Origin of the sequence: Acinetobacter pittii (assembly GCF_034064985.1) — a bacterium.
Classification (GTDB): Bacteria; Pseudomonadota; Gammaproteobacteria; order Pseudomonadales; family Moraxellaceae; genus Acinetobacter; species Acinetobacter pittii_H.
The window spans coordinates 2,445,969-2,461,194 of record NZ_CP139249.1; the positions used below are offsets into that span (position 1 = coordinate 2,445,969).

14 protein-coding genes are annotated in these 15,226 nt (G+C 38.3%); 6 read left to right on the forward strand and 8 right to left on the reverse strand.

Annotation, left to right across the window (positions count from 1 at the left end; translation table 11 throughout):
- Position 1: 1 nt before the first annotated feature.
- Positions 2–3,199 carry a type VI secretion system Vgr family protein gene (locus tag SOI76_RS11630; protein WP_104080260.1) on the reverse strand — a complete coding sequence of 1,066 codons (3,198 nt, stop codon included), beginning with the start codon at positions 3,197–3,199 and terminating at the stop codon, positions 2–4.
- A gap of 104 nt (positions 3,200–3,303) precedes the next feature.
- Positions 3,304–4,200 (reverse strand): LysR family transcriptional regulator, encoded by an 897-nt coding sequence (locus SOI76_RS11635; RefSeq protein ID WP_104080259.1) that lies wholly within the window; start codon positions 4,198–4,200, stop codon positions 3,304–3,306.
- Between the two features lie 98 nt (positions 4,201–4,298).
- Here SOI76_RS11635 and SOI76_RS11640 point away from each other — a divergent pair, with 98 nt between their 5' ends.
- Both SOI76_RS11640 and SOI76_RS11645 read left to right on the forward strand, forming a co-directional pair.
- On the forward strand, positions 4,299–5,639 hold the full coding sequence (locus SOI76_RS11640; RefSeq protein WP_104080258.1) for an MFS transporter: 1,341 nt from the start codon (positions 4,299–4,301) through the stop codon (positions 5,637–5,639).
- Positions 5,632–6,033 carry a hypothetical protein gene (locus SOI76_RS11645; protein WP_104080257.1) on the forward strand — a complete coding sequence of 134 codons (402 nt, stop codon included), beginning with the start codon at positions 5,632–5,634 and terminating at the stop codon, positions 6,031–6,033. The genes SOI76_RS11640 and SOI76_RS11645 overlap by 8 nt, the downstream gene beginning before the upstream one ends.
- Positions 6,034–6,160: 127 nt before the next feature.
- Here the strand turns inward: SOI76_RS11645 and SOI76_RS11650 are convergent, their stop codons facing one another.
- On the reverse strand, positions 6,161–6,514 hold the full coding sequence (locus tag SOI76_RS11650; protein ID WP_032055872.1) for a winged helix-turn-helix transcriptional regulator: 354 nt from the start codon (positions 6,512–6,514) through the stop codon (positions 6,161–6,163).
- Between the two features lie 92 nt (positions 6,515–6,606).
- Between SOI76_RS11650 and kefF the strand changes: the two genes are divergently transcribed.
- Entirely contained in the window at positions 6,607–7,143 is a 537-nt protein-coding gene (kefF, locus tag SOI76_RS11655; RefSeq protein ID WP_032055874.1) for an NAD(P)H-dependent oxidoreductase, read from the forward strand.
- Positions 7,144–7,355: 212 nt separating this feature from the next.
- On the opposite strand, the gene ybdR is transcribed toward kefF, so the two are convergent.
- Both ybdR and SOI76_RS11665 read right to left on the reverse strand, forming a co-directional pair.
- A complete protein-coding gene (gene ybdR / locus SOI76_RS11660; protein WP_104080256.1) occupies positions 7,356–8,519 on the reverse strand; it encodes a zinc-dependent alcohol dehydrogenase in 1,164 nt (387 codons plus the stop codon).
- 238 nt (positions 8,520–8,757) lie between these two features.
- Positions 8,758–9,708, reverse strand: coding sequence for a 3-hydroxyacyl-CoA dehydrogenase NAD-binding domain-containing protein (locus tag SOI76_RS11665; protein ID WP_104080255.1), 951 nt, complete (start codon positions 9,706–9,708; stop codon positions 8,758–8,760).
- Between the two features lie 204 nt (positions 9,709–9,912).
- On the opposite strand from SOI76_RS11665, the gene yddG reads away from it, so the two are divergent.
- Together yddG and SOI76_RS11675 are read left to right on the forward strand one after the other, a co-directional pair.
- Complete coding sequence (yddG, locus tag SOI76_RS11670) at positions 9,913–10,845, forward strand: aromatic amino acid DMT transporter YddG (protein ID WP_104080254.1); 933 nt, start codon at positions 9,913–9,915, stop codon at positions 10,843–10,845.
- A gap of 128 nt (positions 10,846–10,973) precedes the next feature.
- A complete protein-coding gene (locus SOI76_RS11675; RefSeq protein ID WP_032055881.1) occupies positions 10,974–11,405 on the forward strand; it encodes an SRPBCC family protein in 432 nt (143 codons plus the stop codon).
- Between the two features lie 51 nt (positions 11,406–11,456).
- Here the strand turns inward: SOI76_RS11675 and SOI76_RS11680 are convergent, their stop codons facing one another.
- Positions 11,457–12,023: a TetR/AcrR family transcriptional regulator gene (locus SOI76_RS11680; protein WP_104080253.1), complete on the reverse strand. Its 567-nt coding sequence runs from the start codon at positions 12,021–12,023 to the stop codon at positions 11,457–11,459.
- A gap of 1,291 nt (positions 12,024–13,314) precedes the next feature.
- Here SOI76_RS11680 and SOI76_RS11685 point away from each other — a divergent pair.
- Positions 13,315–14,535 carry a reverse transcriptase/maturase family protein gene (locus tag SOI76_RS11685; RefSeq protein ID WP_104080252.1) on the forward strand — a complete coding sequence of 407 codons (1,221 nt, stop codon included), beginning with the start codon at positions 13,315–13,317 and terminating at the stop codon, positions 14,533–14,535.
- A 67-nt stretch (positions 14,536–14,602) separates the two neighbouring features.
- Here the strand turns inward: SOI76_RS11685 and SOI76_RS11690 are convergent, their stop codons facing one another.
- Both SOI76_RS11690 and SOI76_RS11695 read right to left on the reverse strand, forming a co-directional pair.
- On the reverse strand, positions 14,603–14,959 hold the full coding sequence (locus SOI76_RS11690) for a hypothetical protein (protein WP_104080251.1): 357 nt from the start codon (positions 14,957–14,959) through the stop codon (positions 14,603–14,605).
- 12 nt (positions 14,960–14,971) lie between these two features.
- A complete protein-coding gene (locus SOI76_RS11695; RefSeq protein WP_104080250.1) occupies positions 14,972–15,172 on the reverse strand; it encodes a hypothetical protein in 201 nt (66 codons plus the stop codon).
- Positions 15,173–15,226: the final 54 nt, after the last annotated feature.

Genomic DNA, 15,226 nt, shown 5'->3' on the forward strand with positions numbered 1-15,226 from the left:
TCTACGAATTCTTTTTAAAAGGGCTTTGCAAATATTGAGGAAGAGCATTAGTCACCAAGCTACTGCCATCAACAGAACTTAATTTGCTGAAGTCATTTATTTTCTGAATTAATGCAAGATCAATGTTGTTACCTATTTTTTGGCCTACTTCTGAAATGGGTAAAAAGCTTTTTACTTGATCAGTCACTAATCCCTGCGCCTCTGTTTTTAACATTGGCATTAAAGCCTTTGCTCCTTCAGATTTTATGCTTTGTGCAGTTTGAATATTTTTCATAATATTCGCAGGATTGGTTAATTGTTTAGATAATTCACCGAGTTTGGACTGGGCTGTTTTACTCATTTGTGCAATTAATGAATCTGATTGTTCAGTATCCGCATCATTCTTATTTGGCCACTCAACTGGACGTTTAAAGTCACTTGCTGCATCCCAAGGATCACGGTGATCTGGTTCGAAGAAGACTTTTACTGCACCTGTTGCTAAGCCAGAAACTCTTGCAAATCCCTTATCATCTAACTTGCCAGTGACTTCTTTTCCTAAGTTATCAACAACCGTATAACTTCCACCTTTAACAAACTCACCATGCGCATAATCATGGATGAGCTCTAAATTTCCTGGGCTACGTTTGGGCGGAGGCGGTAGTGAAGAACTTAAATTCGCACTTCCTCCTCCCATAAATAAATGCTGCCCAGCTTTTACCTCAAACTTGCCACCAGTGACAGGGAAAATTCCCGAGCCATTAATCTTGATTTGAGAGCCACCCGCCGTGATAACGATTTCTTTAGAAGCACTAATTTCAATTTTGTCTTCTGTTGAAATAATCTGAACAGCTTTACGGGCAATTAAATCTGCTCCGTCGCCTTGCGCTTGTATCTCAACTTTACCTTTGCCGGCATAAAGTCTTGCGCCTTCTTGAGCCGCAAAAAGGCTGATTTTATTTTGGGCGTGTGCAATCAGGTTCTTTTGCGTAGTCAGGTTAATGCTATCACCAGCAGTCTGACTTAACTGAGCATCTGCGCTGAGGTGAATGTCTTCATTACTGGCTAGAGCAATACTGTTAGGTGCAGTTAGTATCATCAAGGCTTGCTTAAAAGCAGCAGCTTTGTCTTGATCTTTTTCTTCAATTTGTTTTATGAACGTTTTTAAATTCTCAAGCACTTCCAATGGGTCAGTTTGCTGGTTTTTGGCAACTTCACTAAGTGCCTTGGCATTGTTGAGGCCCCCTTCGATTTGTTGTTTGGCCTCATTTGCATCAAGGTGTACACCTTGAGCTTGGTCCTGTTTATGGGTACTAACGAGTAAGCCGCTACCCGCTCTTACCGCACCCCATTGGTCTGTTCGTAGCTCAAAACCTTCACCACGACCATCACTTTCCGCCTTGTCTTTTGGATGGCTTAAGTTACCCAAGTTGAGCTGGCTTGCGGCATGGCTACTTTGTAGTTGGGCACTGATCTGGCCTGTGGTGTCATCAAAACGTAGCTGGTTAAAGCCTTTGCCATCCACTTCTTCTGAGCGGATGCCACTGAGCTTTTTAGTATCAGGTAATTGGCCTTTCTGGTCGAACTGGGTCGGGTGACGTTCAGCTTGATGAATACGGCCCACCACAAATGGACGGTCAATGTTGCCGTCAAAGAAATCGATGACAACGATCTCACCCACGCGAGGCAAGAAACGTGCGCCATAACCGGCGCCCGCCCACGGAGTCAGCACATCGACCCAAGCGGAGTCGGTGTCATTGTCGTTACTTCCTGCCCCACCGTCATGACTATGGTCGTCAGTTCGGGTAAACAAGAAACGGACTTTAATGCGTCCCCACTGATCGACATGAATGCTTTCGCCTTCCAGTCCCACCACTCTAGCGCGCTGCGGGTGAGCAGCTGGTCGGTGTTCTAACGGGTTATATTCAGGCACCGCTTTAATATTACGTCGAACGACATTTAGCTCAGCAAAGTGGCGCTGCTCAAGGTTTTGGTTGTCGAGTTGCGCAGCCTTGAACTTGTCTTTTGGTAATAAGTGCTCAAGTTGCTGCTGTAATTCTTTCGGTAAATTATTTTGGTTATAGTAGTGCTTGCTTAAGATTAAGAACTCTTTGTCCGCACTGTCATGTTGGTCGAGTTCAGGATGGTCATTGAGTTCAAACCAGTAACCGACCTGTGCATCACGGACGTTACCAGCAACGGTAAACTGTTTAGAACTCAGGTGATGGTAAGCATTAATGTGCTGGTTAAGCCGTTCAATCTGGCTATTGCCTGAAGCTGTAGCTTGATCTTCACCGTTTAAGTCCTGCATCCAAGCTGGGCTAACGTGCCATGCATCTTCAAGATTCAGGCTAGCATTATCATAGTTTTCGCTGTGCTTTTGCGTGCCTTGTACGCTGCCACTGCCTTCTTCTTGCTGTAGGGCATCGGCTTGCCAACGTTGCACATGAACTGAAGTTGGCTGTAAGCGGCGCTCTGCCTTGACTTGGGTAATGGTATCAAACTGTTCTGTGGCACTGCTGCGTTGGTAGCGTAGGCTACGACGTTCAAGGGCTTGATAATTTTGGTTATCATCAATTAAATGTAGTACTTGTGGCTGAATGGAAGCATTCGGGTCAGCGACAAAAAGTTGTGATTCATCGACCAACCAGTTAATGCCTTCACTACGCCATAAACGGCTTAAAAAGTCATAGTCACTTTCGTTAGACTGCATCACAAATGGACGCACATCGTAGTCTTTAGTTAAGCCTGCAGTGTCGAGGGTTAAGCTTGAGGCTAATAATGGACTTTTCCCCTGCCATTCTTTAAACAAAATTTCGCTAATATCGCGCACGCTTTTGTTCATAAACACACGACTATTACGGCGTTTATGCCAAAGTGCAGTTGGGTCTTTTAAGGTGAGATTATAAATGGTGAGTGAGCCGTCGCTTTGTCCTTGGCTCGCTTCGGTAATAATGCCTGTTGTTCTAAAAAATTGGCCTGTATCAGTCACCTGATCGACGGCCACCTGACAGCCAATAAATTGTTTTAATGCAATATGCGCGTTCGTCGACAGACACAGTAATTCAGCAACGCTACCTTGGTTGAGCGTATGCTCGCCTTCAATACGTTGTAAGAAAACTTGATTGTTTAATGATGCGTTGGAAAATTGCACATGAAGAACGCGGTTCTGTGCGACCAACCCTAAACTATCTAAAATTTGAAATATTTTATGGGACATCATTATTATAAAAACTGAGTCATAATCATCGATATTTTATAAAAAACAGACAGAATTGTCTATTTATATAAAATAGCTTATCTTCCAAGACTTACATATTTTTTAGTTTATCTAAAAGAAAGATGGGACACCAAAAAGTCTATAAATGCTCTCGTTTTGGCCGATAAATTAGAGGTATGAGGATAAAGTAATTGAATATTTTGTAGTGGTAGTGAGAAATCGGGAAATAATCGAATTAACCGGTTTTGTTGAATATCTTCATCAACTAACCATGCTGGGCAAATCGCAATACCTAATGATGAGAGAGCCATTTGATGAATGGCTGTTACCGAGTTTGATTCATACTGACTTCGAATAAAAGGTAATGAATATTGCTCACCTAAACTATTTTCCAAAATATATTGTGAATCTTGCCAGTTCAATAATGTGTGACCAATCCAGGGAACATTTGCTAAATCAGATATATTTTCTACAGGATGGTTTTGTATAAATTGTGGAGTAGCAACAATATAAATTGGATATTCTCCAATTTTTCGAGTTTTTAGAGATGAGTTTTTTAAATTCCCTAGTCGAATAACCAGATCTAATTTTTCAGTCACTAAATCATCGAGAGATGAATTAAATGAATACTGTAAACGTAAATGTGGGTAAAGGCGACAAAACTCAGGAAGTAAAGGCAGAATAAAGCGTTGACCAAATTCATTAGTAGACGAAAACCGTAAAGTGCCTGTAATGCTTGTACCTAAGTGTTGGCTTCGCTCAAATACTTCATCGATCTGAAGTTGGATTTGTTTAAAATCTTCATAAAAATGCTGACCAATTTCAGTTAATGCAATATTACGGGTATTTCGAATTAAGAGACTTGTATTTAACTGCTTTTCTAATTGTTTTATATCAATACTCACCATTGATCGGCTCAGTCCCAAAATTTCGGCAGCCTTAGTAAAAGACCCGGAATCAACGACTTGTAAAAAACTAGTAATTTGCTTGAGATTTTTTTGCACAATTCAGCCGATTGTTTGAAATTATTAAACAATGATTTTACTTCGCTTGCATCGACAATAAAAGAGCCGAATCTTACCCTGCCTGCACGGAGGTAGGTATGTCTTATCGATATAAAATAGCAACGGTGTTTTTACTTGGGTTCTTTATTGATTGCATCAACATTTTTATGTCTGCAATTGCATTACCTCATATTGCATCGTCATTTTCAGTTAGCCAATCCATGGTCGCTTGGGTAACAAATGCTTATATTCTCGGCCTCATTTTAATTATGCCCATGAGTTTATGGTTAGCCACCAAACTTGGGAACCAAAAGTTATTGTGTTATTCGATGCTGTTATTTTCGATCAGCATTTGCTTTATTGGCTTTAGTGAATCGATTTATAGCTTAATTTTTTGGCGATTTATTCAAGGCGTAGCTGGAGGTTTATTAATTCCAATCGGGCAAGCACTCGTATATGCATTATTCCCCAACCAAGAACGCCAACGTATTTCTACCATGATTATGGCAATTGCGCTTATTGCCCCTGCATTTTCACCTGCGATTGGCGGCGTAATTATTGATTCATTGAATTGGCGATGGGTATTTTTATCTAACCTTCCTTTTTCTTTACTGGCAGCAGCTCTGGCATGGTTCTGGATAAAAAAAACAGAGAATGTGTCGAGTGAAAAACCTGACTTAAAAGGCTTAGTTATTTTTAATATAAGTCTGTTATCTTTATTACTCTCCTTTTCATTTTATAGTGATTACCATAACGCCTCATTCGTTCTAACGAGTTTTCTAATTTCAGTCGGATTGCTTATTTTTTACATTCGACATGCGAAAAACATTTCCCATCCTGTTCTTAATCTTGGGTTATTAAAAAATAAAAATTTACGTAATGCATTTATTGTCTATTACGCCGTTCCGGGTATTTTTACAGGCGTTAATTTACTCAATATTTTTAATTTACAGCTTAACTTTGGCTTTAATACAAAACAAACCGGTTTATTCATGTTGCTCTATGCAACTGGGGCACTCACTGCCATGATTAGTGGCAGTCTGCTCTATCAACGGTTAGGAAAAAAGTCTCTTCTTATTATTGGAATAACCCTACATAGCTTTGGCATATTTCTTTTGTTTTGTATTTCAAAAACAAGCCCTTTAAGCTTTTTAGTGATTGCTTATTTATTGATAGGTATGGGTGGCGGTCTAAGTGCCAATATTGCCCAAATTAGCTCCCTGATTGATTTTTCAGGCCAAGATTTATTACAAGGAAGTGTGCTCTGGAATATTAATCGACAAGTTTCATTTAGTGTCGGTACTGTTGTTCTGATTTCGATATATAACTTGATGTCTGGCTCAAGCGACCTGATTCGCTATCAACATACTTTTTTAATTGCAGCTTTACTCTGCTTACTTTCACTCATTCCCGTTTTAAAGGAGAAAACCTATGTCTAAACAAATGGATCAGGCTATTCAAAGTGTCATTGACCTACATATTTTGATCGAAAATGTATTTACAGGAAAAAATGCAGAGCAAAGTCTGAGCCCGCTTTTAGATAGCTTTGATCAAAATTTTAAGATGGTCACGGTTCAAGGTCAGAGTATTGGTTTAGCCGAAGTTAAAAACTTATTTAGTCAAAATATTGGAAAGAAACCCTCTTTAAAAATCGACATTATTAAGAGTACAGCTTTATACGAATTTGAAAATTATTGTTGGGTGCAATATCAGGAACATCAGCAAACTGATGGAATCGAGACAGTACGCACTTCGACGGCCTGCATTAAAGTAGAAGATAAAAAATGTTATTGGCTGTATTTACATGAAACTTTAGTTCCTTCATCTTCTTAACTCATCTAAAGTAGCTTAAAGATGGCACCTATTTTGCTTATTTGTGAGTAATTTTTGGGTATAAAAAGCCCCATGCAAAGGGATGGGGCTAATATTTACATTTTTAAGAAAGTTAATTTTTTTAATCTTATTCCTGATTAATCATCGTATGTGCCCATGCCGATAAAGACTCTAAAACAGGCTTAAAAGATTGACCCAACTCAGTCATTTCATAGACTACTTTAATCGGTGCTTTTTCACCATAAACAGTTCTGGAGATTAAGCCACTTTGCTCTAATTGTTTAAGTTGAAGACTTAAAGTCATTTCTGTGATTGTTGGCATTAATTGATTGATTTCATTAAAACGTTTTGGCCCATCTTTTAAGTAATACAAAATAACGCCTTTCCATTTTCCACCCACCAAGTCCATAGCCATACTGATATGACATGGATAAGTTTTTCCATTCATACTGATTTCACATTTATTTTTAGTATTTGCCATTTTTAACGCCACCTATCAACTTTGATAGTTATTGTACACCCATACTATAAAAATTATAGTGACTATGATTTTTATAGCTACAAGGCATTATTATGGCTTTACTTATTTTGGCCCATCCCTACTACGCTCAATCAATTGCAAATAAAACAATTGTGAATGAACTTATAAAAACCTATCCGGACCTTGAAGTGCGAGATATTTTCCAGCTTTATCCAGACTATAAAATTGACGTGAGTGCTGAACAAGAAGCGTTATTACGCCACGACACCATCATTCTGCAATATCCGATGTTCTGGTTTAATATGCCAGCAATCTTAAAGTTATGGTTTGATGAAGTCTTTACTTATCAGTTCGCTTATGGCTCTCAGGGCGACAAATTAAAAGACAAAAAAGTCATTATTAGTATGACGGTTGGGCAAAAAGAAGCTGATATGGTGAATGTCCAAGAAAATTTAATCGATAGCTTTTTAAAAGCGGTTCAATATTCAGTTCAATATACGCAAATGCAATTAAGTGGCACTTATTTGCTTTATGACGTATCACCTTTATCGGGTAATTCGGAGTCTAAAATTCAGTTAAAATCGGTTGAGCATGGCCATAAAGTATTAAAGCATTTAACTGAAGCATAATGTCAAAAGAGAGCATCAATATCGATGCTCTCTTTTAGTTTAAGCTACAGGTGCAAAGGTAAATAGTTTTTACAGTTTGTCCTTGTAATGATTTCAACCGTCATCTACAACTAGCCACCCAGTCCCTTCGTACCGTATAAGCACATATAAGTTCCAATAATTAAGGCCCCTTTCACTAAGAGGCTTAAGAATGAATTATAAGATTGAGAATGTTAAGGAAGCAGAATCACCTTACGGCAGTCCTCTTCTCTTTCATTAAAAATACGGTATCCCTCTGCGGCATCTTCTAATTTCATTCGGTGGGTAATGATGGTTTCAGGTGACAAATCACCACGCTCAATCAGTTCTAAGAGTTGCGGCAAATATTGATGCACATGTGTTTGCCCCATTTTAAAAGTCAGTCCTTTATCAAAAGCATCGCCAAATAAGAAACCATGAATTGGGCCTGCATATACACCCGGTACGCTGACCACCCCACCACGGCGAACTGCCGCAATGCATTGACGCAGTGCTGCACCACTTGAACCTTCAAGCTTTAAATTGGTCAGGACTGTTTCAATAACACTGCCCTTTGCCTCGAAACCAATCGCATCAATCACAGCATCAACACCGCGGTAATTGTCGGTATGTTGAATAATAAATTCGGCCGCATCGACTTCATCAAAATTAACTGGAATGGCACCATATGTTGCCGCTGCATAGTTCAATCGATAGTCATTGTGATCGACCATAAATATCTTTTCAGCACCGAGCATCTTGGCACAAGCAGCGCTTAACAGTCCGACTGGACCAGCACCATAAATTGCAACGGTTGAGCCATGTTTCACCTGGGCATTGGTCACAGCTTGCCAAGCGGTGGGTAAAATATCGGTCAAGAAAAGTACTTTTTCATCTGACAATGAGGTTGGCACTTTAAAAGGGCCTTTATTGGCTTTTGGTACACGAACATATTCTGCTTGCCCGCCCGGTACACCGCCGTAAAGATGGCTATAGCCAAACAAAGCTGCACCTGGTGGAATCTGCTTTTTATTAATAATTGCGCCGCGCCCTGTATTGGTGGTTTCGCAGGCAGCGGTTAGGTCAAGTTGACAAAAGAAACATTCGCCGCAAGCAATCACAAAAGGAACAATCACTCGATCACCCTTTTTTACTGCGGTGACGGCTGGGCCGACCTCTTCAACCACGCCCATAAATTCGTGCCCAAAGATATCGCCTTGTTCGGTTCTAGGGATTTTTCCTCGATATAAATGTAAATCAGAGCCACATATCGCAGTGGCAGTCACGCGTAAAATAATGTCATCTGGTTCTTGAATAATAGGGTCTGCTACTGTTTCTACTCGAACGTCTTCTGTACCGTGGTAAGTTAAAGCGCGCATATTGTTATTCCTCTATTTTCTGTGATGTCCTTTGATTATGAGGAGGCTTTCTTTACGGTTTGCAACGATTCTTACTTTTCACGTAAGGCATATAGTTCAAATGCAACGCGATAGGAATTTCAGTAACATTTAATGAATATAGGATTGTTTCAGCTAGGCATGTTTTTATTATTTGCCCCAACAAAAAAAGCCAATCATCTCTGCAATAAAATGATTGGCTTTGTCTTAAAGATTTAACTTAATCTAGTTTAAGTTGCTGCCTGAGCTTTAAAATATCAACCAGACCTTTGTCTCTGGTTTGGTATAAATCGACATCTTTATATTGGTTTAAAAGCTGGTTGGTTTGTGCTTCCAACAACTCTGTTGTCTCGTCTGAATGTTGAAATGCGTGCATATCATTCCACCATTCTGTCATTGGTGGGCCTAAATGATGAATTGCCTCTTTAAATCCCTTTTGATTTGCAAGCTGCATATTAATGTAAGGGCCAAATAACGCCCATCTTAAACCCGGCCCACTGGTAATCGCGACATCAACATCTTCGGCAGAACACACACCTTGTTCAACCAATGAAAAAGCTTCTCGCCATAACGTAGCCTGCAAACGGTTTGCGACATGCCCTTTTACTTCTTTATTTAAAACAATTGGATTCTTGCCCAACTGTTTATAGAACTCAGAAGCCTGTTTTAAAATTTGAGGATCAGTCAAATTACCGCCAACGATCTCGACCAAAGGTAAGAGATGAGGCGGATTAAAAGGATGACCTAATAAAATACGTTCAGGATGTTGCGCCTCTTTTTGAAAATCAGACACTTTTAAGCCCGATGAACTTGAAGCAATAATGGTATGTTCAGGGCAATATGCCGTGATTTCTTGATATAGCTGTTGTTTCACATCGAGACGTTCAGGGGCATTTTCCTGAATAAAATCTACGTCTGAAACTGCATCTTTTAAACTATTAAAAATTTCCAGATGAAGCAGCACCTCTTGCGGAGAATAACTGTGTTCAGCGTTTTGGTCTAAAGCCAATAAATCATTTAAATTTGCAGATATTCTTTTTTTAAAGACCGCTTCATCGATCGGATACGGGTCGTAAACATTAACTTTAAATCCTTTATATAAAAATAAGGCCGTCCAACTCGCACCTATTACACCAGCTCCAACAACACCAACCGTTTTAATGACTTCCATATTTTCCTCGTACAAATGTTGTTTTATCCGAAATTTCTTTACTCAAATGAATGCTTAAATAAACATAGCAGATTCAACCAATCAATAAATTTAATTGTTTATATTTTATATAATTTGTCCTATATTCCTTAGCTTGAAAATTTATTCCTTTCATCTATATAGCTTCATCTTTTACCATTTTTTAACCGTTATTTATTGAATTTTATGTCAAAAAATCTAGCAACATTGATTGGTTTAAGCGCCATTCTCATGTGGGCATCTCTGGTCGGCTTAATGAAACAAGTCAGTGCCGCCATTGGGCCTGAGCTAGGTGTTACCTTTATTTATTCTTTAAGTGCGCTACTGTTGCTTGCCATTTTCAAAGTTCCAGATTTTAAGCAGATCTCTAAAAAATACTTAATATTTGGCACAATTCTGTTCGTGGCTTATGAAGTGTGCTTCTCATTTGCAATTGCTTATTCTCAGACAGCACGGCAAGCAATTGAAATTAGTATTGTTAACTATCTGTGGCCGAGTTTAACGGTTTTAGCTTTTGTTATTTTTAAGGAATTAAAGTTTAATTTCCTTATTATTTTAGGTCTAATGCTTTCAATTTTCGGCATTATTTTTATTCAAACTGGAAGCGGTGATTTTAGTCTAAATAGTCTTGTCGATAATTTTCATAGCAACCCACTGAGCTATATTTTGGCATTTGCAGGCGCCATCATTTGGGCTTTTTACTGTGTACTCACTAAAAAATTAAGTAATGGGCAAAATCCAATTTTCATTTTCTTTGTTGGTGTCGCGCTCACGCTATGGTTCAAGCTGCTTGTATCGGGGCAATTCGCTATTCCGTCAATAGATATTCCAACCGTCATCACCCTTTTAGTAGCGTCTGCTGCCATGGGTTTTGGTTATGCCGCGTGGAATATTGGCATCATTCATGGAAACATTACCGTGCTTGTGGTGGCCTCTTATTTCACCCCGATCATTTCGTCTATTTTGGCGATGTTTGTTTTACAAACTCAACTTTCAATGAGCTTTTGGCAAGGAACAGCAATGGTGACGGCCGGTTCCTTTATTTGCTGGGTTTCAACCAACTGGTCTGTGATTCAGCCCTTCTTTAAAAAATTAAGAAAAGGCCAAAAAGCATTGTAGATGTACCAAAGTGAATTTTTTAAGTATGCGATAACTCCGACGAAGAAGAATTCCCCCATTGCCCAAAGCGTGCTAACATCCAAATTCTGACAATTACCAATGTCAAAATAATTTCTAGAGGGAATAAGATGTTAAAAACTCAAAAAATCAACATCGTACAAGAATTTGATGCACCCGTAGACAAGGTCTTCGCGACTTTAAGTGAGCATGAAAACCTAAGTAAACTTTTCGCTCCTGCTAAAGTGACTCGTATAAGCGACGGAAAAGACGCTCGTAATGGTGTTGGCTCTGCGCGCAAAATGTCTATTCCATTGACCCCTTCATTTGTAGAAACCAATTTAGTTTATAAAGAAAATGAACTGATCGAATATGCAATTACGAGCGGCATTAGCCCAATTAAAGCTCACCGTGGTGTAATGAAATTTACTGATTTGGGAAATAATCGTAGTCGTTTGGATTACACCATTAGCTTTAAAGGCCGCGTACCATTTATTGGCCCTATTATTAAAGCCGCTCTACAAAATGGTGTGAGTCGCGGGCTTAAAAAACTCAAGTTTTAATAGACCAATATCCACAAAAAAAGCCCAATCACGGGCTTTTTGTTTTAAGGTTTAAGTTGAATGCTCAGATAGCATAAATAAAAAGTAATCTAATAATTTATCCCGTTCATCTACGCTATTGGCACTTAACAACTGAACCATTGCTCCATCAATCGCAAATAGAAACATGTGGGCGTCTTTTATTGAAGCGGTAGTTTTTACAGTAAGAAGCAGCTTATAAAGCTCATTTATAAACCAGTTTCTATAATCAACAACCACTCGATAAGCCGTTGCATAACACTTTTCAATTTCAAAAATTGCTTTAAATGGTAAACGGTAAAATCCTTCTAAATTGGCATGTAAAAAGTAAATTTGCTTGATTTTATCGAACACCATAAGTCCGCTGTATGAATTGATAATTGAAAGGACTTTTACTTTGAGCGCATCCGTTTGAAAGGTTAAACACATCTCGATCAGTCGTGCTTTTGAATGAAAGATGTTATAGAAAGTCGCTTTGGGAATTTTGGCCTCAGCAATAATTCGGTCAACTCCGACCTTGTTAAACCCATTTTGAGTAAATAAATCTTTTGCTGTGTGCAGCACTCGTAGTGCTCTAAATGAAGCTTCTAAATTTGGCATAGTTATACCGTTTAAAATAATTTTTTGTTGTATGTAAAAGAGATAGAAATACCGTCACTCTTAAATTGAGTGCTAAAAACAGGCATGTAAAAGCCGCACAATAATGGTGTGCTCGCCTACCTCGGTTTTATTGTTGCTATGTTTTAGTCGTAACAATGTTTAGGCGTAAAAACCTAGAGTCGATTAAACCGATTTATAAACTGTTTAAGCGGTATGGCTAGAGAGAGTTTGGCAAAGGCCAATAAATGAGAAGAATTAGTACGCATAGCGGACTCCTAGATGAAATAGAAGTTCTACCTAATCACTGTCAAATGATTATGGTGGCAGAACGAAGGCGGGTTGACAGACCAGTCATCTAGGAACTGGCACGCACAAGGCGTCCCTCCTCCGTCCTACCGCTACGAAGGGGGACGAACGAGTTCAACACCAAAAAATTACTTTTTTGATGTTCTAGATGATGACGGCCTGTCAAAGCCGACTGGCAATGTAGGCCAGCCCGCAAAGGATAGTATTCGCTTTTGTTGGCGTCAAGCGTGGGAAATGACATTTGTATTAAAGTAGAGCGGTCGAAGATGTAAGAAAAATATAACTAAATGGACAATCGACGAAATACCTAGATAAAAAACCAGTAGATTTAATTTTTTATAAATAATTTGATTTTGTTCTTGAAAAATAAACCATTATCCTCATTATTGTTAGAACGTAGCTTCTAATTTTCATCTTTGCGAGTTGCGCTGCACGTATCCAAGCGGCATTGTGATACCACGGTCACTAGTTGGTCATGGGTCACTGGCGTGTCTCTGGACTATTCATTCGCCCATGACGGGCTGAGTAGTCATGAGATTTCTAGCTTGGACCCGTCTTCTTCCCTAGGTAATGTCGGGAAGGCGGGTAAAGAGCGTGTGGGGCAGCCCATGAGCACGGATGGGGAAGCGCGTAAGTCGTCACCTCACTCTGGCTGTGTTTTCGATTGGCTTTCATACGGTATTTGCGCCCTATTAAGTCATTTACACATTTGTTATTGGGAGGATTTGGATTTGAGTGAGTTAAATACCTTGTTATTGCGTCTCATTCTCATTTGTTCGGCGGCGGTTGCGCGGTTCACGGTTTGCATCTCTTTGCGAGTTGCGCTGCACGTATCCAAGCGGCATACTGATACCACGGTCACTAGTTGGTCATGGGTCACTGGCGTGTCTCTGGACTATTCATTCGCCCATGACGGGCTGAGTAGTCATGAGATTCCACCTCTTTAACGCAAACCTAGGGTTAGACATTTGCGGCAAGAATTACGATGACAAAAAAAGTAAAAACTGCATTAGTTCAGGTTGCAAGCCTTGCTAATCTTGAAGAAGCTTGGGATCATATTTGGAAAAATTCAAAAAAACAATCTAAAAACTCTTTGGATTTAAATAACATAAGCCTCAATGATTTTAATCATAATAAAAAACAACTATTAAAAAAAATTTCAAAAAAGTTGTTAGATAGATCTTATGGATTTAGTGATCTCCATCCGTTTTTAGTTCCTAAATCGAATGGTAAATATAGGTTAATTTGTGTACCAACTATTGAAGACCGTATAGTACAGCGAGCTTTACTAAATGTACTGAACAATTATTATCATAATCAACTTGATAATGGTATAAGCTATGGTTTTATTACTAAAAAAACAGTCAAAGATGCGGCGAAGAAAGCCTGTGAACTTCGCAAGAAGCATAATTGGGTTTATAAAACTGATATCACTGCATTCTTCGATAATGTAGACCGTGAAAAACTTAAGGAAAAGATTAAATCTTTAGTTAAACATCGTTCGCTACATCCATTATTATTTTCGATAATAAATCGTGAAGTACGTATCACTTCAAACTCTCAAGCATCAAGGATTAAAAAACTTGGAATTAAAAGAGGACATGGTGTCCGTCAAGGAATGCCTTTGTCTCCTTTTTTTGCAAATTTATTTTTAGGAACTTTTGATAATGAGATTAAAGCTACTGGTTTTAGTGCTGTAAGATATGCCGATGATTTAATTTTCTTTGCTAAGAGTAAGCATGAATGTGAACAAATTGACAGTTTTTGCCGTACATCTTTAAAAAAATTAGATTTAGATATTCCCCTACTTGGTGAATTAAATTCAAAGACAGTAATTTACAACCCAAACGAAACAGTTGAGTTTTTAGGATTAGGTTTAAGTAAGAAAAAATGTAATGCTGACTATGAGCTTATTTTGACAAATGAACAATTACACATGATCCGTACTGAATTACTACAATTAGGCTCAATCACACAATTACTGGATAGTAATATTAAGTTAGCTAATCTTGGGATTGCTATTGAATCACGTATATCTGGTTATAAAGCTGCATACTCAGATTGTATTACTAACTATACTGAGCTTGAAAACCACATGATTGATTTACATCAGAAAGTTCTCCATAGAATATATGGAGTGGGTGGTTTAAATATTGATTTAAGTTCTCTTTCTAGTGAAAATAGAAAATTTCTCGGTTTAACTTAATCTAGTCAACTCCTTAAAAAGGCTTAATCAATCCATCAACTTCTTACGGTGATAATATTCTATAGTTTTAAGAGTCATGTACATCTACATTTTTTGATAATTTATCTGGCTGCCCGCAATGAGAGCATTGTTTTCTGAAAATAAAACTTAGCCCATTAACAAAAGAACCTAGATCATTCATGAAAAAGCCATATTTACACCAAGGGCATATATCGTTAGCTAGCAGCTTAAACATCAAAAATAATATGATAGGAATCATTACTATCGGAAAATAAATAGATAAGTACTTTTCATCTACTCTTGCTAGCATCAATACAACAATAACAACTGATGGAACTAAAAATACTGAGAGTACAAAGTTTCTACGTAAACGCATTAATCGCAAGTATTTTTTCATTTTCTCATCGGCAAATTGTTTTTCCATTTATATTCCCAATTATTTTTTACTTCTAGGGTCATTAGGTCCAAATTGGCAGGTATCTTTTTGATGATCCCATGCCCCTCCAGAGTCAGCACATGCATCTTTCGTAGCTGCATTGTCAAAGAATTTATTTGCAATAAATTCGATCATACCGAACAAGATAACAAACATTAGAAATAGGATAATAAGCCATTTAAGTATTTTTAATATTTTCATTTCAATCACCCGATACAGATAGAATAATTTATCAATTACTTAAAACTTATTTTC